Genomic DNA, 20243 nt, shown 5'->3' with positions numbered 1-20243 from the left:
ATGAGTAAAGATAAAAAAGTGGTAATAATATTACTCATCATTGTAATACTCATGGCAGTGATACCATTAGCAATTGCCAAAGGAGCGGAGTTTGGTGGTTCTGATGACGCAGGAAGTGTAATGGTAGAAGAAATTAATGGAAAATATGAGCCTTGGTTCACACCAGTGTTAGAAACAGCTCTTGGAGGAGAGATACCAGGAGAAGTAGAGAGCCTTGTATTCTGTATTCAAACTGGAATTGGAGTAGGTATAATTGCATTTTTTATGGGGCGGTTTGTAGAACGAAAAAAGCATATGAAAGAAGAAAATCATGATTGCAATTGATGCGCTTTGTTATCAGTCCCGGCTTCGAAATATCCATCCTGGAGAGAAGATGCTTTATACCGTAGTGACATTGAGTATATGTATCATTAGCCGGTCGATTTTAGGGGCGTTGTTTGTTTTGGGATCAAACTATATATTGACCGTTGTGATTGGAAGAATTGGAGGTGCCCGCTATTTGAAGATGATGATGGCACCTGTGGTTTTCCTTTTGCTAAGTACAGCAGCACTTCTCGTTAATGTGTCGAGACAACCCCTTGACGGATATGCTATCACTTTGGGAAGCTTCTATTTGACAGGGAGTAAGGAGTCTCTGTTTTTGGCAGTACAATTAATTGTTACATCTCTGGCTTCGGTTTCATGCCTATATTTTCTTTCTCTTAGTACGCCGATGACCGATATGATTTATATCTTAGAAAAAATTTATTGTCCAAGGCTTCTCACAGAGCTGATGCTTTTAATTTACCGCTTTATTTTTCTATTAATAGAAATTGCTTCTGCCATCTATATTTCCCAGAATTCCCGTTTGGGCTATCGTAACCTGAAAAGAGGGATTAGCTCTTTTGGGCAGATGGGGAGTGCATTATTTATCCAATCATTAAAAAAATCCAGACATATTTATGCTGCAATGGAGGCCAGAGGATATCACGGGGAAATTCGTGTCCTTTACGAAGAAAAATCGATACGGCTTAAAGAAGTCGGGGCAATTATTATATATGAAAGTATTTTAATCCTAATCGCAAAAGGAGGAATATAGGGGTGGACAAAGAAATTGTTCTGGAGGCGAAAGGACTTTCTTGTACTTATGAGATGTCTGATACTCCATCTCTGGAAAATGTGAGTTTAACAATACGGAAAGGACAAAAAATTGCAGTAATGGGAGCAAATGGTTCCGGTAAGTCAACGTTTTTTCTGTGCTGCAACGGAATATTAAAACCAGAAAAGGGAGTTCTTTTTTTTCACGGACAGCCAGTAGATTATAGTAAAAAGGGATTGCAAAGATTACGGAGTAAGGTGGGTATTGTTTTTCAAAATCCAGACAACCAATTGCTATCTGCAAGTGTGTACCAAGAAATCTCTTTTGGAGTACTGAATTTAGGATTTTCAAAGGAGGAGGCGAAAGAACGAGTGGAACAGGTGATGGAGGAATTTTCCATTACTCCATTTAGAAATCGTCCCACACACGCATTAAGCGGTGGAGAGAAGAAGCAAGTATCCATTGCGGATATATTGGTAATGGAGCCGGAGGTAGTATTAATGGATGAGCCCACAGCTGCTCTAGATCCGAAGCATACGAAGCTGGTATATCAGGTGATTGAGGAGTTGAGTGAAAATGGAATTACGGTTATTGTGGCAACCCACGATGTAGATTATGCGTGTCAATGGGCCGATGAAATTATTGTGATGGAAAAAGGAAGAGTCCTTGCTCAGGATGTACCCCAGAAGATATTCACTTCAAGAGAGTTACTAAAAAAAGCAAATTTGGAGATTCCAATGGTAATTCGTGTCACTCAATATTTACAGGAAGCAGATATTTTAGAGAAAGAGAGTACCGTACCAAGAAGCATCGAGGATTTGGAAGAATTAATAAAGGAGAGAAGGCGTTAATGGAGAAAACAAAAGGAATTTTAGTGGTCAGTTTTGGAACGAGCTATATGGAAACCCTTGAAAAGACGATTGCGGTTATAGAAGATAATATCCAGACACATTTTCCAGAATATAAAGTATATCGAGCATTTACCAGTCAAATGATATTGAATAAATTAAAGAAACGTGACAATCTTCATTTCAACAATGTTACGGAAGCGTTAGAAAAGATGATGGAAGATAAAATTGAGAGAATTGTGGTACAGCCAACACACATTCTTAATGGAATAGAAAACGACAAAATGATAGAGGATATCAAAGCTTATGAAGAAAGGTTTCAAAAGATTTCAATGGGTAAGCCTCTTCTAAGTGATACAGATGATTATAAGAAAGCAATTCATGCTTTAATGGCAGAGGTAGATTTAGATCATGATGAAGCACTGGTACTTATGGGGCATGGAACGGACCATCATGCAAATGCTGCTTATCCAACCTTAGAGTACACTGCCCATTTATTGGGATACAAACAAGTATTTGTTGGGACAGTAGAAGGGTTTCCTGATTTGAGAAATGCAATGAGTAAGTTAGAAGAGCAAAGAATCAAAAAGGTTACACTGATACCTTTTATGGTTGTGGCTGGAGATCACGCCAGAAATGATATGGCAGGAGATGAAGATTCCTGGAAAAGCCAATTAGAAGACGAGGGTTATCAGGTGCGGACCATTTTGAGAGGCTTAGGAGAGATGAAGGGAATTCAAAATATATTTGTAGAGCACATTGAAGAGGTAATGTAAAGAATGAGAAAAGGATACACGACTGGAAGTTGTGCGGCAGCAGCGGCAAAGGCGGCAGCCAGAATGATATTTACAGGAGAAACCATTGAGACGGTTTCCTTAACCACACCGAAGGGAATTACGCTGCATTTGGATGTGGAATGTATTCGGTTTCAAGATGGATGGGTAAGCTGTGGTATTCGAAAGGACAGTGGGGACGATCCTGATGTTACGAACGGAATTTGTGTCTTTGCCAAGGTGGAAAAAATAAAAGAATCCAGGATTGATATAAAAGCAGGAGAAGGCGTTGGAATTGTCACAAAGAAGGGATTGGAGCAAAAAATCGGAGAAGCTGCAATCAATAGGGTTCCAAGACGTATGATTCGTGAAGCAGTGGAAGCAGAGGGAAAGATACAAGGTTATTCAGGAGGATTTTCTGTTCTGATTTCGATTCCCGGTGGAGAAGCCTTGGCAAAGAAAACCTTTAATCCAAGGCTCGGTATTATGGGGGGAATATCCGTGCTGGGAACTACAGGAATTGTAGAGCCCATGAGTGTAAAGGCACTACTTGATACAATCCAATTAGAGATGAAGGTGTTAAAGGCAAATGGACATCATTATTGTTATGTTGTACCAGGAAATTACGGCAGCACTTTTTTAAAAGAAACACTGGGATACGAAGATGGACTGGCGGTAAAATCGAGTAACTACATTGGAGAAACAATTGATATTGCATTGGAGTTGAAAATGAAAGGACTCCTCTTTGTCGGTCATGCCGGAAAATTAATTAAGCTTGCAGCAGGTATTATGAATACACATTCACGACAGGCCGATGGCAGAATGGAAATTTTAGCGGCTCACGCAGGAATGGCAGGGGGGAATCAGCGTCTAATCAAAAAGATCATGGGCAGTGTTGCAACTGAGGCGGCCATTGAACAATTGAAGGGGGCAGGTCTGTTAGAGGATGTTATGGAGAGCATTATGGAGAAAATAACCAGTCATCTAAAGGGACGTGTGACAAAGGAGTTGGAAATTGGTCTCATAATGTTTACCATGGAACAGGGAATTGTTGGCATGACAAAAAATGCAATGAAAATACAAGAAAGAATTACGGAGGAAAGAAAATGAAAGGTACTTTTTATGGAGTTGGAGTAGGTCCTGGAGACCCGGAATTATTAACTCTGAAAGCGGTTCAGACAATTCGACAATGTGAAATATTAGCGTTGCCCATATCAGATCTGGATGGAGATGTGGAAAAATGTGTGGCCTATCAGATTGTACTTGGTGCATTACCGGAAGCAGCACAAAAGGAGAAACTCCTTTTGTCTATGCCAATGATTAAGGATAAGGAGAGGCTAAAGAAAATTCATGATGAAGGAGCCAAAGACGCTGCTGCTTTGTTAAATAGTGGGAAAAATATTGCATTTATTACCCTGGGAGACCCTACAGTATATTCTACCTGTCTTTATATTCATAAACGGTTGAAGAGTCAAGGATATGCAACGGCTCTAGTTCCAGGAGTACCTTCTTTTTGTAGTGCAGCTGCCAGAATGGATATCGGGTTGGTAGAGAATAGAGAACAAATGCATATTATTCCTGGTTCCTATTCTCTGGAAGAAGGTCTGGATTTGCCGGGAACGCGAATACTGATGAAATCCGGTAGAAATATGCCAAGGGTGAAAGAAGAAATTCGCAAAAGAGGTCTGGAAATTTACATGGTGGAAAATTGTGGAATGGAAAATGAACGAATTTATAAAAGTATTGAGGAGATGCCCAAAGATGCAGGCTATTATTCTTTACTCATTGTTAAGGGGGATACAAAATGATTGATTTTGTAGGAGCTGGAAGTGGCGCAGTTGACCTGATTACCGTAAGAGGACAGCGTCTTTTGAGAGATGCTGATGTAATTATTTACGCAGGCTCTTTAGTAAATCCTGAATTATTAAAGGAAAAAAAGGAGAGCTGCAATGTTTACAACAGTGCACATATGACTTTAGAAGAAGTAATAGATGTTATGACAGAAGCGGAGGGAAAAGGAGAACGGGTTGTTCGACTGCATACGGGAGATCCTAGTATCTATGGTGCAATTAAAGAACAAATGGACATCCTTGAACAAAAGGGTATTCCCTATGAAATTTGTCCAGGAGTCAGTTCTTTTTGCGGAGCAGCTGCAGCTCTTAAGGCAGAATACACTCTTCCAGGAATCTCACAATCGGTAATTATTACAAGAATGGAGGGACGTACTCCAGTTCCGGAAAAAGAATCTATACGTGCTTTTGCTGCCCATCAAGCCACTATGGTTCTGTTCTTAAGCACTTCCTTATTAGAAGAACTGGAAAAAGAACTAATTGCAGGAGGTTATGCACCGAATACTCCAGCTGCAATTGTATACAAGGCAACCTGGCCAGAAGAGAAGGTTTTTCACTGTACAATAGACCGACTATTTCAAACAGCCAAACGTGAAAATATAACCAAGACGGCTCTGATTGTAGTTGGAGATATATTAAATGGTACTTATGATCGTTCCTTATTATATCACCCAGCTTTTACCACAGAATTCCGGCAAGGAACAGAGGAGGGAAGGGATGAATAGAATATACGCAGTTGGAATCGGACCAGGAGAGGAAAGGCAGCTTACAATCGAGGCAAAAGAGGTGTTAGGCCGTTGTTCTGTCGTCATTGGATATACAGTATATACGGATTTAATACGGACTATTTTTCCGGACAAAAAGTTTATTTCTACTCCCATGAAGCAAGAGGTGGCGCGTTGTGAAATAGCCATTGAAGAGGCACAAAAGCATGGAGAGGTTGCCATGGTTTGTAGTGGGGATGCAGGAGTTTATGGTATGGCCAGTCTCCTTTATGAAATTGGCAAAAACCACTCACAGGTAGAGATTATTGTTATTCCTGGAATTACAGCAGCTATCTCAGGCGGAGCCGTTTTAGGGGCGCCCTTAAATCATGATTTTGCTGTGATAAGCTTAAGTGATCTTTTGACACCCTGGGAAACAATTGAAAGACGAATTAAGGCGGCTGCAAAAGGAGATTTTGTGATTTGCCTTTACAACCCCTCCAGTAGAAAACGCCATGATTATTTAAAACGTGCGTGTGAATACATTTTAGAATATAAAAGTCCTGATATAATCTGTGGATTTGTTCGAAATATTGGAAGAAGGGGAGAAGCAAAAAAGCTATTAACCCTAAAGGAATTAGCGGACACAGAGGTGGATATGTTCACAACTGTATACATTGGAAATAATCAGACACAAGACATAAATGGGAGTATGGTAACCCCAAGAGGATATAAAAATGTATAAGAAAGAGCAGAAAGTCTATCTGATTGGAATGGGAATGGGAACGCAAGATACCGTCACAAAAGAAGCGAATCAGTGTCTGGAAGAATGTGACTGGATTATTGGCTCCAAGCGTATTGTCCAAAGTGTTAAATCTTTTAAAAAGCCAGTTTTTCTTTCCCATAAACCAGAAGAAATACTTGAGTTTTTACAAGAGAAAAAGGAGCAGGAAAAGTTCGCAATTCTCTTTTCGGGGGATAGTGGATTTTATAGTGGTGCAAAAAGGCTGGTGGAAGTTTTAGAAGATCAGTATGAGGTAATTATTATTCCGGGAATTTCTTCCTTCGTCTATTTTGCAGGGAAGCTAAAAACCAGCTGGGAGGATGCCGAGTTCGTCAGTCTGCACGGACGAGAGACCAATTACATATACAGCATTTGCCACAGTGCAAAGACATTCCTATTATTAGGAGATCAGAAAAAGACAAAAGAGTTTTGTGAAAAACTCAAGTATTACAATCTGACAAATTTGGAAATATGGGTCGGACAGAATTTGTCTTCAGAACAAGAGAAAATCTTTAAAAGGGACAGCAAGAGTCTCGCTCCGGAAGAGCTGAAAGGATTAACGGTATTGATGATACGAAATCCAAACCCGGACAAAAGGATTCGCCCTCATATATCAGATGAAGAATTTATACGTGGAAGTGTACCCATGACAAAGGGAGAAATCCGAAGCCTGATAATGGATAAATTGCAATTAAAAAAGGATAGCATACTATATGACATTGGTGCAGGAACGGGAAGCATTTCCATAGAAGCAGCACTGCAAGGAATGGATGTGAAGGTATTTGCGATTGAGAAAAAGGAAGAAGCCTGTAAGTTGATTCGAGAGAATTGCCGCCAATTTCGTGTCGATAATGTGAAGGTAATTGCTGGTTATGCACCGGAGGCATACGGGGATTTAGAAAAGCCTACCCATGTATTTATTGGGGGCAGTTCTGGAAATATGAAGGAAATTTTGGAAGGAGTAAAAACAAAAAATCCTAAGGTGCGAATTGTTTTAACTGCCATTACCTTGGAAAGTCTAAATATGGCATTGGAAGCTGAAAAAGCAGGTATACTGGAGGAATTATGTATTACGCAAGTAAATGTTTCTTCTGTGAAGACACGTGGTGCATACCATATGATGCAAGGAGAAAATCCGATTTTCATTATTTCAGAAGGAGAGTAGGATGGGAGAAGGAAGAATCGTAATAACTGCACCGGGAAGTGGGAGTGGAAAGACAGTTATTACTTGTGGAATTTTACAGCTATTAAAAGATGCAGGATATAAGGTTGCTGCTGGAAAATGTGGTCCAGATTATATCGACCCAATGTTTCACAGAGAGGTGATTGGAACGGTGTCACGCAATTTCGATGCTTTCTTTTCTCCTCCTGCTAAACTTTATGCTTCCTTCTTACGGCATAGTAGTGAGGTGGATATTACGGTGATAGAAGGTGTCATGGGGTATTACGATGGGATGACTATCGATGGAACCAAAGGCAGTACCTATGAGGTTGCCAAGAATCTTGGAGGTACTCCGGTAGTTATGGTTTTGCCGTGTAAAGGGATGGCATGTTCTTCCCTTGCCTTGTTGAAGGGGTTTCTAGACTTTCGCCAGGACAGTAATATACAGGGGATTATTTTAAATCGTGTGTCAAAGTCCCTTTATCCCAGATTGAAAGAAATGATAGAGGAAAATAGTGGGATTTCTGTGGTGGGTTATGTGCCGGAAGATTCTGTTTTTCAAGTAGAAAGCCGTCATCTAGGCTTGGTCACCCCGGATCAAAGGCAAGATATGACAGAGCAGATGAAAAAAATTGGAGAGATTTTAAAAGAAACAATTGATATAAAGGCTTTGCTGGAAATTGCCTATGGGGCACCGAAATTAAAAGGTGTTAAGAAAAAGGAAAAAGAAAAAAGCTCAAATACTATTCGGATTGCTGTGGCAAGAGATGAGGCCTTTAACTTTTATTATCCAGAGAATCTTGAATTGTTAGAAAGTATGGGAGCTGAGTTAGTGGAGTTTAGCCCCCTTTCAGACCAAAGCCTTCCCCATTCTATAGGCGGACTTATTTTAGGTGGAGGTTATCCGGAAGAGTATGGAAAAGAATTGTCTGGAAACTGGAAGCTTAGAAAAGAAATTTTGGAAAAAATTCAGGAGGGGCTGCCCTGTCTTGGAGAATGTGGCGGTTTTCTTTATCTCCATCAAGAATTGGAGGGAAGTGATGGTGAAATTTACCCGATGGTAGGTGTTATTCCTGGCAGAGCTTTTCGAACGAATGCTTTAGGCCATTTCGGCTATATTCATGTAATAGGAGAAAAGGAAAACCCATATCTTCCAATGGGAGAACAAATAAAAGGACATGAGTTTCATTACTGGGATACCACGGAAAATGGTTCTACCTGTCTTGCTAAGAAACCAAACAGCAATCGGTCGTGGTCGTGTGTGTGGTCTGAGAGAGGTGTTTTTGCGGGATTTCCCCACCTATACTATCCCTCAAACAAGAAAATGATTGAAAGATATTTAGAAAAGGGAAAGGCATATTATGAAAATTGATGAAATAGAGAAAAAAATTTCAGAAGCAGACCAAGAGAGTATGGAGGCGGCGGGTCACAGATGGAAAACTGTTGCAAAACCGTTGGATAGTTTGGGAAAATTGGAAGAGGCGGTCATACGGATTGCAGGGATGAAAAAGTGCGCCAACTTTACATTAGATCGACGGGGATTAATTATCATGTGTGGGGATAATGGTATTGTTCAAGAAGGGGTTACTCAAACAGGAAGTGAAGTGACAGCAATTGTTGCCAATAATTTCACGAAGGGGACAGCCAGCGTTTGTATTATGGGAAAACTTGCAGGAGTGGATATTTTTCCGATTGATATTGGAATGAATGTGGACGTACCGTCTCTGACCCAAAAGGAGTATAAGGTTGCTTACGGAACCCGGAATTTCTTAGTAGAACCGGCTATAACAAGAGAGGAAGTAGAAAGAGCTATAAGTGTAGGCATAGAAGTGGTGAGAAAGCGCAAGGAAGAAGGGTATGAAATTCTTGCAACGGGAGAAATGGGAATAGGAAACACAACAACCAGTAGTGCGATTGCCAGTGTTTTATTAGATGAACCAGTTGAAAGGATGACGGGAAAAGGAGCGGGGTTAGATCAGGCAGGACTCAAGCGAAAAATAGAAGTAATAGAAGCAGGCATCAAAAAACACCAGCCTAAGAAAGAAGATATTTTGGATGTACTAAGCAAAGTAGGCGGCCTTGACGTTGCTGGGTTGGTAGGAGTCTTTCTAGGAGGGGGAGTCTATCGTATACCAATTATTATTGACGGGTTTATTTCATCGGTAGCAGCTCTGTGTGCTTTACAACTAGTACCAAGATGCAGAGACTATATGGTTCCTTCTCATGTATCGAAAGAACCAGGAGGGCAGCATTTACTGGATGCACTTGGTTTTTCGCCTCTTCTCACCTGCGATATGTCCTTGGGAGAAGGCAGTGGAGCAGTTGGTGTAATACCATTATTGGATATGGGGCTGCAGGTATATCGTAAAATGAGCACTTTTGAAGAAATCAACGTTAATCGATATGAAGAATTAAAGTGAGGATCAAGAGAATGAAATTATTACAGGCTTTTGTAATTGGGTTATCCATGTATTCAAAAATCCCCCTGCCCAGAGTTTCCTGGACAAAAGAAAATATGAGGTATGCTCTATGCTTTTTTCCGGTGGTTGGTATGATTACTGGTTTGTGTATTTGGGGCGCAGGGGAGATTTTAATGAGATTATCTTGTGGGAAATTGCTTTTTGGAGTGTTGATGACGTTGATACCACTTATTATAAATGGTGGAATACATATGGATGGATTTATGGATACCAGTGATGCGCTTGCATCTCATCAAGATCAGGAGACGAAGCTCAAAATACTAAAAGATCCCAATTGCGGAGCGTTTTCTGTAATTGCTCTTTGTGCATATTTATTGTTAAGTGTGGCACTTTGGAGTGAAGTGAGCATCACCGCCTTACCAATGATTGCTCTAGGCTATGTGCTATCAAGATCTTTGAGTGGTTTATCAGTGGTTTTCTTTAAAGCGGCAAGAGAGAATGGATTGGCAAAAACCTTCCAGGATAATGCCCAGAAAAAGGCGGTTGGAATTTCGATGTGTATATTTGGAGTTCTGGCGGCTTTGGGTATAATCATTATTTCACCTATCCGAGGAATTATTATACTTGCGTTAGCTAGTATTTCGTTTCTCTACTATCGTATTATGTCCTATCGTCAGTTTGGAGGGATTACAGGAGATTTGGCAGGATATTTTTTACAAGTATGCGAGATTTCAGTATTAGCAGGTGCATTATGGAAATAAATCTGATTCGTCATTTTCAAACACCGGGAAATAAAAAGGGGCAGTACATTGGGAGCACAGATGAATCGATACTTCCTGTATCAGACCACGGAAAGGAGTATCCAGAGGTGGATTTTTTGATTACCAGTCCGATGAAACGTTGCATTGAAACGGCGAAAATCATCTATCCTAAGAAGAAACTGATTCAATGCAAAGATTTAAGAGAACGTGATTTTGGTAGATTTGAAGGAAAAACTTATTTGGATTTAAGAGATGATTTCGAGTATCAAAGGTGGCTGGATTTGAATGGAAAAGCTCCTTTTCCGGCAGGGGAGCCAACAGAAGACTTTTGTACAAGAACCATCCATGGATTTCGAGATACAATCAACAAATTTCCAGAGGATGCAAGAATTGCTCTGGTGATACATGGTGGAAATATCATGGCAATCATGTGTGATTTTGCAGGAGGAGATTTTTATGATTGGCAAGTGAAAAATGGAAATGGATATCATATCCATATGGGAAAAGATTTTATCATAACGAGGATTGAAAAAATATGAGAATTTTGACAGTATGTATCCTTGGGTTTTTACTGGATTTGATGTTTGGGGATCCTTGGTTTCTCTATCATCCAGTACGATTCATTGGGAGTACGATTATAATATTGGAAAAGCGATTGCGTAAGATTGCAGGGAATAATAATAGAAGACTTTTGGCTGCAGGTGGTGTATTGTGGATCTTCGTTGCAGGAGGAAGCTTTGTAATTAGCTTTGGGCTCTTAAAACTTGCGGCATTCATTCATCCAGCATTGGCTTTTATCCTAGAGGTATTTTGGTGTTATCAGCTGTTGGCTGCACGTTCTTTGGAAAAGGAAAGCCTGAAAGTTTATAATGAATTGTATAAAGGGGATTTAGCTGGAGCAAGACAGGCGGTTTCTATGATCGTTGGCCGTGATACCGAGAATCTAACCCAAAGTGGTGTGACAAAGGCCACTATAGAAACGGTTGCTGAGAATACTTCAGACGGTGTGATTGCTCCACTTTTTTACATGTTGTTAGGGGGAGCTCCCTTGACCTTTTTATACAAAGGAGTCAATACAATGGATTCTATGATTGGTTATAAGAATGAGAGGTATCTATATTTTGGAAAAATAGCAGCAAAAATGGACGATATATTTAATTATATTCCGGCAAGAATCTCAGGGTGTTTAATGGTAGCAGCAGCATTTTTGACTGGAATGAATGGAAAAAATGCATGGAAGATCTATCTTAGAGACAGAAAAAATCATGGAAGTCCGAATGCTGCTCAGACAGAGTCTGCCTGTGCTGGTGCTCTGGGAATTCAATTGGCAGGAGACGGATATTACTTTGGGAAGCTTTATAAGAAGCCAACGATTGGAGATGGTTTACGAGAGAGTCAGGTGGAAGATATCAAAAAGGCTTGTCTGCTGATGAAAGTAACAGCGTGGCTAATGCTGATTGTTGGAAGTATGCTAAGGTTAGTTTTGATTCTGGGGCTAGGATAGGAGAGACGAATGAAGCAAATACATGGTGGAGACGTATATACCTATAAGGGGATGTTAGATTTTTCTACGAATATAAATCCTTTAGGTCCAAGTAAAAATACTTTGGATGCTGCAAGAGAAGCAGTGAACTTAATTGGTCAATATCCAGACATTCAGAATCGGAGACTGCGAAAGGCTTTAGCCTTGGAATATGGGATTCGAGAAAATCAACTGATCCTTGGAAATGGGGCGGCAGACTTGATTTACGGTGTTTCTCTGGCTGAAAAGCCGAAAAGGGCATTGCTTTGTGCACCAACATTTGCAGAATATGAACAAGGTCTCAAAGTAATGGATTGTGAAGTGGAATACTATGGTTTGAAAGAAGAACACCAATTTGAGATTCAGGAAGATTACCTGGAATCTATTCATCCAAATTTAGATATTATTTTTTTGTGTACGCCGAACAATCCCACGGGACAAATAATAAGGAAAGAGTTGCTTATAAAGATTTTAAAAAGATGCAGTGAGCTTAAGATTCGGATGGTTGTAGATGAATGCTTTTTAGATTTTGTCAGGAATGGAAAAGAGTGTTCTTTCATTCCGGAAATCGAAAAGTTTACAAATCTCCTAATCCTTCGGGCATTTACGAAGATGTATGGTATTCCAGGACTTCGGCTGGGCTATGGAATGAGCAGTGATGCCAGCCTTATTGAAAGAATGGAAAATGTTCGCCAGCCTTGGTCTGTATCGGTGGTTGCAGAGGCAGCAGGTGTAACGGCACTAAAAGAAAGGGAAAGAATTCAGGAAACAAAGGAATTGATTGAAAGAGAGAGGCGGTGGCTGGAAACAGAACTGGATTATTTGCAAATCAAACACTATCCTTCTCAAGCGAATTATATTCTTCTCTATAGTAAAAGGAATTTGGAGGAGTGTCTAAAGAAGGAAAGAATCTTAATACGAAATTGCGGTAATTACAAGGGATTACAGGAAGGATATTATCGTATTGCAGTTCGTACACATGAAGAAAATAAGGCTCTCATTCGGGCTCTGTGGAAAGGAAAAATAAGTGATGGCAAAATCAATAATGATTCAAGGTACAATGTCTAATGCTGGAAAAAGTATATTAGTTGGTGGATTATGCAGGGTGCTGGTACAAGACGGCTATAAAGTTGCTCCTTTTAAATCACAAAATATGGCATTGAATTCCTATATTACAAGAGAGGGTTTGGAGATGGGAAGAGCCCAGGTGATGCAGGCTGAAGCAGCTAAAATAGAGCCTTCGGTGGATATGAATCCGATACTGTTAAAGCCGACAAATGACACAGGGTCTCAAGTGATTGTAAATGGGGAAGTGGTTGGAGTTCTGTCAGCGGCAGATTATTTCAAACGGAAAAAAGATTATGTTCCCAGCATTTTAGAGGCATACCAGCGTTTATCAAAAGAGAATGACATTATTGTAATAGAAGGCGCAGGAAGTCCAGCTGAAATCAATTTGAAAAAAGATGATATTGTAAATATGGGACTGGCTGAGATGGTAGATGCTCCTGTTCTACTGGTGGGTGACATTGATCGAGGCGGTGTGTTTGCTCAATTAGTTGGGACTCTTATGTTGTTGGAAGAAAAAGAAAGACAGAGAGTAAAGGGGACGATTATTAATAAATTCCGGGGTGATGTGGAAATTTTAAAGCCAGGCCTTGAGATGCTTTGGGAAAAAGTGGGAATTCCGGTACAAGGTGTAATTCCATATTTTCACTTAGACATAGATGATGAAGATAGCTTGACAGAGCGATTTGATAAAAACACAGCTCCAGGTCTTATTGACATTGTGGTAATTCGTCTGCCTCGAATCTCCAATTTCACAGATTTTGCTCCCTTGGAATCTTTGGAAGGGGTGTCCCTGCGATATGTGGACAAGCCAGGGAAATTTGGAAATCCTGATGGGGTCATTATTCCAGGAAGCAAAAATACAATTCAAGACCTTTTGTGGATGCGGCAAAGTGGACTGGAAACGAAAGTAATTCGTCACCACAATGAGAATAAGCTTGTCTTTGGAATCTGCGGAGGTTATCAGATGATGGGATTAGACATCTATGATCCGGAGGGAGTAGAACAGAAGGGAAAAATCCAGGGTATGGGTCTTTTGAAAATGCATACTGTTTTTGCGCCAGAAAAGACCAGAAGACGTGTGAAGGGACGATTTGGGAAGGTGGAAGGTCTTTTAGAATCCTTAAGCCATATTGATTTGGAAGGATATGAGATTCATATGGGAGCTTCAGAGCTGGAAGGTTCTCAGAAATCCCTTATTGAGTTGGAGGGGAAAAGACATGATGGAGTAGGGGAGAGTTTTGCATATGGCTGTTATATTCATGGGATTTTTGACAAAAGTGAAGTGAGTCAGAGCTTTGTCAGAGCTTTGGCTCTTCAAAAGGGATGTGACCCGGAGTTTCTTCATACCATTGACCATCATACTTACAAGGAGCAGCAGTATGATCAACTTGCACAAATTATAAGGTCAAGTCTGGATATGGAGGCAATCTATGACATTATTGAAGGAGGAAAAGGGATATGAGAACACTTCGTATTGGCAGTCGGGACAGTAAACTGGCAGTAAGACAGGCTAATATTGTGAAGACAGCAATTGAAGCAGTACATCATGATACAAAAGTAGAAATTATTACGATGAAAACCACGGGAGATATCATTTTGAATCAAAGTTTGGATAAAATTGGTGGAAAGGGATTATTTGTGAAGGAGCTGGATCAGGCTTTGATGGAAAAACGGATTGATTTATCGGTTCACAGTTTAAAAGATATGCCTATGGATATTTCAGAAGAATTGCCAATCCTTGCTTTTACGAAACGTGAAGATCCAAGAGATGCATTGATATTCAAACCAGGAAAAAATGGGATTTCGGAAGGTGGAGTAGTAGGTACATCAAGCAGAAGAAGAATGATTCAGTTAAGAAGGCTGTATCCTAAGTGTGTGTTCAAAGGAATTCGAGGAAATGTAGAGACGAGATTAAAAAAATTGAGGGAGCAGAATTTTGAGGGTACCGTGTTAGCAATGGCAGGACTTGCAAGGCTGCACATGACAGAAGTAGCTGGACGAGTTTTTTCAACAGAGGAAGTAGTGCCGGCAGCAGGACAGGGGATTTTGGCGGTACAGGGACGCAAGGGAGAGGATGGTTTTTGGAAGGAGTGTATTCACTGCCCGGAAAGTGAAATTGCAGCGCTGGGGGAGAGAGCGTTTATACGGGTATTGGATGGTGGCTGCTCCTCGCCAATAGCAGCATATGGGAAAGTTTTAGGGAATGAGCTAAAATTAACTGGGCTTTACTTTCGGGAGTCGGATGAAAGCTTTTATATTGAGCATAAGGTAGGAAGTATAGAGAAGGCGCAGCAAATGGGGGAGCAGCTTGCAAAGGAGATGCAGAAAAAATATGAATAGTGGAAAAGTATGGTTTGTTGGAGCAGGCCCAGGAGATGGGGGGCTTCTAACGATAAAAGGAAAAGCAGCAATTGAGCTTTCGGATGTTATTGTATATGATGCTTTGGTCAGTCTTGAAATTTTAAGCCAAATTCCCAAGGAAAAAGAGATGATTTATGTGGGAAAAAATTCGGGACATCATCCAATACCCCAAAATCAAATTAATGAAATATTATTGAATGAAGCAAGAAAGAGAAAAAAAGTGGTGCGGTTAAAAGGAGGAGATCCCTTTGTCTTTGGCAGAGGAGGAGAGGAAGTTGAAACACTGATTCAAGAAGGGGTTCCCTTTGAAGTAGTTTCAGGGGTAACAGCTGGTGTAGCAGTACCTGCCTATGGTGGAATTCCATTGACTCATAGGGATTATACCTCCTCGGTGCATTTTATAACGGGACATCATCGAAAAGACGGTGAAAGCACAATTGATTATCCTGCCCTTGTAAAGTTAGATGGAACTCTTGTCTTTTATATGGGTGTTACGGCAATGAAAGAGATTTGTGATGGACTTCTTTTAGCTGGAATGTCTGAAAACACACCGGCAGCAGTTTTGGAAAAAGGGACAACAGCGAAGCAGCGAAGGGTGGTTTCCAGTTTGAAGAACTTGGTTATAGATGCAGAAGAGATGCAAATAAGTGCTCCGGCACTGATTGTAATTGGCAAGGTCTGTAGCTTATCCAAGGAGTTTCAGTGGGCAGAAAACCGACCCTTGGGGGGGCGGCAGTTTTTGGTTACAAGGCCAAGGAAGCCCGGAAAGGGATTTGGGGATAAGCTTAGAGAACTTGGTGCTCAAGTCGTAGAACTCCCGGCAATTGAAACAGTAGAAATTCCACCAAATAAAGAGTTTAAAGAGAGTATTTCCAGTTTTATCCAACGCAAGACGGAGGGATGGCTTGTGTTTACCAGTCCAGTAGGAGTTCAAGTGTTTATGCGTCAGCTCTTGGAGTCAAAATGGGATTTAAGAGATTTAGTATTTGGTTTGGAGAAAATGAAAATAGGTGCAATTGGTTCCGCTACTGCCAAAGAACTAAAGGAATGGGGGTTACAGGCGGACTTAGTACCTGCAAAGTACTGTGCCAGAGAATTGGGAGAAGAGTTGGCAAGGACGGCTCGAAAAGGGAGCCATATTTTAATTCCTCGGGCAAGAAAAGGGTCAGAAGAGCTGCTTCCCCCTTTGTTGGAAGCAGGATTTAAGGTGGATGACCTGGCGGTCTATGATACTTGTCACAGTATTCATACAGAGTTAAAAGTACAGATACAAAACGGAATTGAAAGAGGAGAAATTGACGGGGTGACTTTTACCAGTGCATCTTGTGTACAAGGTTTTGTGAAAACTATGGATTGCCTGGATTATTCAAAGGTTCAAGGAGTCTGCATTGGAGAGCAAACAAGAGCTGAAGCAGAAAAATACGGAATGAAAGTAGTTGTCTCAAAAGAAGCGACTATCGAAAGCATGACAGAGAAACTGATTGAGGAATATAGGGAGAAGGTATGAAAAAATACATCGGTAGTCGAATTGCTATTGGCGTAGTATCAATTTTTTTACTTGTGACAATTGCATTTTTCCTAACAAGAATGATGCCTGGAAGTCCATTACAGACAGGGAATGTATCAGAAGATGTTTTACAGGAAATGGAGCAGGCATATGGATTAAGCAAACCTCCTATGCAGCAGTACCTTACCTATCTGGAGAACCTGGTCAGAGGAAATCTTGGTGTTTCTTATCAAAAACCTGGAGTGAAGGTGGGAGAGGTGATTGCAAGAGCATGGCCTGGAACGGTTCGTGTAGGAGGACTTGCTTTAGTGATTACAATTGCAGGGGGAACTCTGATGGGAATTTTGGCTGCTGTCAGTAAAAGGCGCATAATCAAAGATGGGATGTTTCTGTTTTCGACGTTACTGACGGCCATTCCAAGCTTTGTGATTGCTTTGCTTCTACTATTTTTCTTTGGAATCAAGTGGAAGATTCTGCCGGCAATGGCTCTGGCAGCATACCCCATGGCAGTGGTGTCAAGATTGGTAGAAAATGGATTTTATGAAGAAATGAATCAGGAATATGTACGAATGGCACAGGCAAAAGGAGTGCCCAAATGGCGTGTTATTTTTATTCATATTTTAAAAAATGCATTTTTGCCAGCACTTCATTACTTAGCCAGCGCTTCTGCTTTACTGTTAACAGGAAGTTTTGTGGTGGAACAGATTTTTAATATTTCCGGTCTTGGAAGGGAATTCGTTTTTGCAATAGAAAACCGGGATTATACGATGATTTTGGGACTTACAATATTTATGGGTGTAATTGTAATTGGCATCAATCTTTTGGCTGATTTGCTGGCGGTTCTATTAAATCCTCGTTTGCGTATTCGAGGGGAGGGAGAGGAATGATTCAGTGGGTGAAAAAGCACAAGGCTCGGACAATCCTGTGTCTGTTGCTACTTCTTTTTGTGCTCATAGCTTTTTTAGGCCCATTTTTCTCTAAGTATACCTATTTTGAGCAAAATGGAGCAGCGGGAAATTTGCCGCCGTCTGGAAGCTATATTTTTGGGACGGATAAATTCGGCAGAGACCTTTTTATACGAGTTTGTATGGGAACTCAAATAACCCTTTTTGTTGGTTTTGGAAATATAGTAATAAGTGGGATTTTTGGTCTTATTTATGGTGGCATAGCGGGATATATTGGAGGACGTGTTGATACTTTTTTAATGAGTATTGCTGATATTATAATATCTATCCCATCCCTCCTATACATCATTTTAATTGTGTTGGTTTGGGGAGGAAGTGTGTGGACAATTCTGATTGGGATATCTATTTCTGGCTGGGTTGAAACGGCTCGAATCGTTCGCGGAGAGGTAAGAAAACAAAGATATAAGGAGTTTGTCTTGGCAGCGCGGTTAGCAGGTGGAGGACACATCTATGTTTTTTTTCGCCATTTGATGCCGGGAATGATAGGAACTTTACGGGTCAGTTTTACCAATTTATTTCTCCAAGGCGTCCTGACAGAAGCTTTTTTGAGTTTTATGGGAATCGGTATTGTACCACCGAAAGCAAGCCTTGGTACACTCATTAAAGAATCGGTAAGAGGATTCTTTTTGTATCCTTGGCAGATGTTTTTTCCAGTGTTAATATTGTGCCTTCTTGTCCTTTTTGTACAGTTAATGAGCAGGGAATGGGGAGGGTCATTGAAATGCAAGAGGTATGAATTATGAAGGTGTTAGAAGTGCGGGGACTGAATGTTTGGTTTTGTGATAGAAAAGAAGAAGAAAAGATTTTAAAGGACATTAGCTTTTCAGTCGAAGAAGGAGAGGTTGTAGGCGTTGTTGGGCAGTCCGGTGCAGGGAAAAGCAGCTTGATGAAATGCCTGCTAAATTTATTACCACAAGGAACGAAAGTTTCCCATGAAAGGTGGCAGGTTTTACACAGAAGTGAAATGGGAATCATTTTTCAAAATCCATCGAATTATCTTAATCCCGTGTTAAAGATAGGGTATCAAATAGAGGAAAGTATTCGTATTCATCGAAAGATTACAAAAAAAGAGGCGAGAACAGAGACAGAGAAGCTATTGGATTTAGTGGGAATCCGAGAGCCTCAAATTTGTCGAAAGCAATACCCCTTTCAACTCTCAGGAGGAATGCAGCAGCGTGTCGCCATTGCGATGGCAATTGCAGCGAAACCGAAGCTTTTAATTGCAGATGAGCCGACTACTGCCTTGGATCCGAGGATACAAAGTCAAGTGCTGAGCCTGTTAAAGCGCATCTCCCAGGAACTGGGAATGGCCATCCTTCTTGTCACCCATGATTTAGGAGTGGCCGCTGCTTTATGTAGCCGATTGATTGTAATGGAGAAAGGGACAATACTTGAGCAGGGGAGTCCAAGAGAGCTTATAAAAAGTACAAAGAAATTAAAGCATTCATTGCATAAAGAGAAAGATCAATTCGTCCAGATTGATCATATATCCTATTGCTATAAAAAGAGATGGGGAGAAGGTGGGACGACACCTCTTCATGCAGTGAGGGATGTGTCCTTAGAAATCTGTAAAGGGGAGACTTTGGGAATTGTTGGAGAAAGTGGGAGTGGAAAGACGACTCTTTCTAGGATGGTGGCAGGAATTATTAATCCTACAAAGGGATCTATTCAATACAGGGATTCTTCTAAAGGAAGTACTCAAATGGTATTTCAGCATCCGCAATCCTCTATGAATCCTTATTTGACAGTAGAGAAAATTATTGCAGAACCTTTGCAGATTCAGAGGATTGACAAAGAAGAAATCCGAAAAAGAGTCAGAGAAATGCTAGAACTGGTGAGCTTAAGTGAAGAGGATATGGAAAAATATCCAAACCAATTCTCAGGAGGCCAGCAACAACGTATTGCAATTGCAAGAGCTCTGATTTCAAATCCAAAATTGATTATTTGTGATGAAGCCGTTTCCTCATTGGATGTACCAACTCAGAGGCAAATCATACAGTTGTTAAAAGAAATTCAGGAAAAGAGACAGGTGGCATATTTGTTTATTTCTCATAATATTCCTTTGGTGAGTCAGATTAGTCATAAGATGGCTGTTATGTATAGGGGGTGTATTGTTGAAATGGGAGACGGAGAAAGGATCCTGGAGGAACCTTGGCATCCTTACACCAAGGATTTGCTGGATGCGACCATACCGGAGGATTTTAAAAGAGCAAGAAAATGGAAGCGGATACTGATAAAACCGGAGCCGAAAGAGGAGCATAAGGGCTGCCCTTACGTTTACCAATGCAGTTATGCTATGAAAAAGTGTTATGAAGGAATTCCTCCTCACTTTAAGAATAAAGAAAGAGAGGTGGCATGCTTCCTGTATGAACCAAAACAGGGAGAAATCAGCGGCGGGGAACGGCGGATAACATCACAAATATAAAGAAGGAAGGACTTG

21 protein-coding genes are annotated in these 20243 nt (G+C 40.7%); all 21 read left to right on the top strand.

Annotation, left to right across the window (positions count from 1 at the left end; genetic code table 11):
* From NHH15_RS07090 to NHH15_RS06990, 21 genes are read left to right on the top strand one after another with little or no spacing between them, the layout of a single operon-like run.
* Nucleotides 1–324, top strand: a complete 324-nt coding sequence (locus NHH15_RS07090; RefSeq protein ID WP_262065963.1) for an energy-coupling factor ABC transporter substrate-binding protein — start codon at nucleotides 1–3, stop codon at nucleotides 322–324.
* Entirely contained in the window at nucleotides 311–1078 is a 768-nt protein-coding gene (gene cbiQ, locus NHH15_RS07085; RefSeq protein ID WP_262065962.1) for a cobalt ECF transporter T component CbiQ, read from the top strand. Before NHH15_RS07090 ends, cbiQ begins: the two co-directional genes overlap by 14 nt.
* Nucleotides 1079–1080: 2 nt before the next feature.
* Nucleotides 1081–1929 carry an energy-coupling factor ABC transporter ATP-binding protein gene (locus tag NHH15_RS07080; protein WP_262065961.1) on the top strand — a complete coding sequence of 283 codons (849 nt, stop codon included), beginning with the start codon at nucleotides 1081–1083 and terminating at the stop codon, nucleotides 1927–1929.
* Entirely contained in the window at nucleotides 1929–2702 is a 774-nt protein-coding gene (locus NHH15_RS07075) for a sirohydrochlorin cobaltochelatase (RefSeq protein ID WP_262065960.1), read from the top strand. The genes NHH15_RS07080 and NHH15_RS07075 overlap by 1 nt, the downstream gene beginning before the upstream one ends.
* Nucleotides 2703–2705: 3 nt before the next feature.
* On the top strand, nucleotides 2706–3809 hold the full coding sequence (cbiD, locus tag NHH15_RS07070) for a cobalt-precorrin-5B (C(1))-methyltransferase CbiD (RefSeq protein ID WP_262065959.1): 1104 nt from the start codon (nucleotides 2706–2708) through the stop codon (nucleotides 3807–3809).
* Entirely contained in the window at nucleotides 3806–4507 is a 702-nt protein-coding gene (gene cobI, locus NHH15_RS07065) for a precorrin-2 C(20)-methyltransferase (RefSeq protein ID WP_262065958.1), read from the top strand. The genes cbiD and cobI overlap by 4 nt, the downstream gene beginning before the upstream one ends.
* Entirely contained in the window at nucleotides 4504–5274 is a 771-nt protein-coding gene (cobM, locus tag NHH15_RS07060; RefSeq protein ID WP_262065957.1) for a precorrin-4 C(11)-methyltransferase, read from the top strand. The genes cobI and cobM overlap by 4 nt, the downstream gene beginning before the upstream one ends.
* On the top strand, nucleotides 5267–5998 hold the full coding sequence (gene cobJ, locus NHH15_RS07055) for a precorrin-3B C(17)-methyltransferase (RefSeq protein ID WP_262065956.1): 732 nt from the start codon (nucleotides 5267–5269) through the stop codon (nucleotides 5996–5998). Before cobM ends, cobJ begins: the two co-directional genes overlap by 8 nt.
* A complete protein-coding gene (gene cbiE / locus NHH15_RS07050) occupies nucleotides 5991–7202 on the top strand; it encodes a precorrin-6y C5,15-methyltransferase (decarboxylating) subunit CbiE (protein WP_262065955.1) in 1212 nt (403 codons plus the stop codon). Before cobJ ends, cbiE begins: the two co-directional genes overlap by 8 nt.
* A gap of 1 nt (nucleotide 7203) precedes the next feature.
* Nucleotides 7204–8571: a cobyrinate a,c-diamide synthase gene (locus NHH15_RS07045; protein ID WP_262065954.1), complete on the top strand. Its 1368-nt coding sequence runs from the start codon at nucleotides 7204–7206 to the stop codon at nucleotides 8569–8571.
* The gene (gene cobT / locus NHH15_RS07040) at nucleotides 8561–9619 is read left to right on the top strand and encodes a nicotinate-nucleotide--dimethylbenzimidazole phosphoribosyltransferase (RefSeq protein ID WP_262065953.1); all 1059 of its coding nucleotides are present in this window, start codon (nucleotides 8561–8563) and stop codon (nucleotides 9617–9619) included. Before NHH15_RS07045 ends, cobT begins: the two co-directional genes overlap by 11 nt.
* 11 nt (nucleotides 9620–9630) lie before the next feature.
* Complete coding sequence (gene cobS, locus NHH15_RS07035) at nucleotides 9631–10380, top strand: adenosylcobinamide-GDP ribazoletransferase (protein WP_262065952.1); 750 nt, start codon at nucleotides 9631–9633, stop codon at nucleotides 10378–10380.
* Nucleotides 10371–10919: a histidine phosphatase family protein gene (locus NHH15_RS07030; protein ID WP_262065951.1), complete on the top strand. Its 549-nt coding sequence runs from the start codon at nucleotides 10371–10373 to the stop codon at nucleotides 10917–10919. Before cobS ends, NHH15_RS07030 begins: the two co-directional genes overlap by 10 nt.
* Nucleotides 10916–11884 (top strand): adenosylcobinamide-phosphate synthase CbiB, encoded by a 969-nt coding sequence (gene cbiB / locus NHH15_RS07025; protein ID WP_262065950.1) that lies wholly within the window; start codon nucleotides 10916–10918, stop codon nucleotides 11882–11884. Before NHH15_RS07030 ends, cbiB begins: the two co-directional genes overlap by 4 nt.
* A gap of 9 nt (nucleotides 11885–11893) precedes the next feature.
* The gene (locus tag NHH15_RS07020; RefSeq protein ID WP_262065949.1) at nucleotides 11894–12970 is read left to right on the top strand and encodes a pyridoxal phosphate-dependent aminotransferase; all 1077 of its coding nucleotides are present in this window, start codon (nucleotides 11894–11896) and stop codon (nucleotides 12968–12970) included.
* The gene (locus NHH15_RS07015) at nucleotides 12933–14432 is read left to right on the top strand and encodes a cobyric acid synthase (protein ID WP_262065948.1); all 1500 of its coding nucleotides are present in this window, start codon (nucleotides 12933–12935) and stop codon (nucleotides 14430–14432) included. Before NHH15_RS07020 ends, NHH15_RS07015 begins: the two co-directional genes overlap by 38 nt.
* Nucleotides 14429–15310: a hydroxymethylbilane synthase gene (gene hemC, locus NHH15_RS07010; protein ID WP_262065947.1), complete on the top strand. Its 882-nt coding sequence runs from the start codon at nucleotides 14429–14431 to the stop codon at nucleotides 15308–15310. Before NHH15_RS07015 ends, hemC begins: the two co-directional genes overlap by 4 nt.
* Entirely contained in the window at nucleotides 15303–16838 is a 1536-nt protein-coding gene (gene cobA, locus NHH15_RS07005) for a uroporphyrinogen-III C-methyltransferase (protein ID WP_262065946.1), read from the top strand. The genes hemC and cobA overlap by 8 nt, the downstream gene beginning before the upstream one ends.
* On the top strand, nucleotides 16835–17725 hold the full coding sequence (locus tag NHH15_RS07000; RefSeq protein WP_262065945.1) for an ABC transporter permease: 891 nt from the start codon (nucleotides 16835–16837) through the stop codon (nucleotides 17723–17725). The genes cobA and NHH15_RS07000 overlap by 4 nt, the downstream gene beginning before the upstream one ends.
* On the top strand, nucleotides 17722–18546 hold the full coding sequence (locus tag NHH15_RS06995) for an ABC transporter permease (RefSeq protein WP_262065944.1): 825 nt from the start codon (nucleotides 17722–17724) through the stop codon (nucleotides 18544–18546). Before NHH15_RS07000 ends, NHH15_RS06995 begins: the two co-directional genes overlap by 4 nt.
* The gene (locus NHH15_RS06990) at nucleotides 18543–20228 is read left to right on the top strand and encodes an ABC transporter ATP-binding protein (protein WP_262065943.1); all 1686 of its coding nucleotides are present in this window, start codon (nucleotides 18543–18545) and stop codon (nucleotides 20226–20228) included. The genes NHH15_RS06995 and NHH15_RS06990 overlap by 4 nt, the downstream gene beginning before the upstream one ends.
* Nucleotides 20229–20243 lie beyond the last annotated feature (15 nt).

This window comes from Aequitasia blattaphilus, assembly GCF_024721305.1.
Classification (GTDB): domain Bacteria; phylum Bacillota; class Clostridia; order Lachnospirales; family Lachnospiraceae; genus Aequitasia; species Aequitasia blattaphila.
The sequence above is the reverse complement of the archived record's forward strand: the minus strand, read 5'-3'. Positions and strand labels throughout refer to the sequence as shown.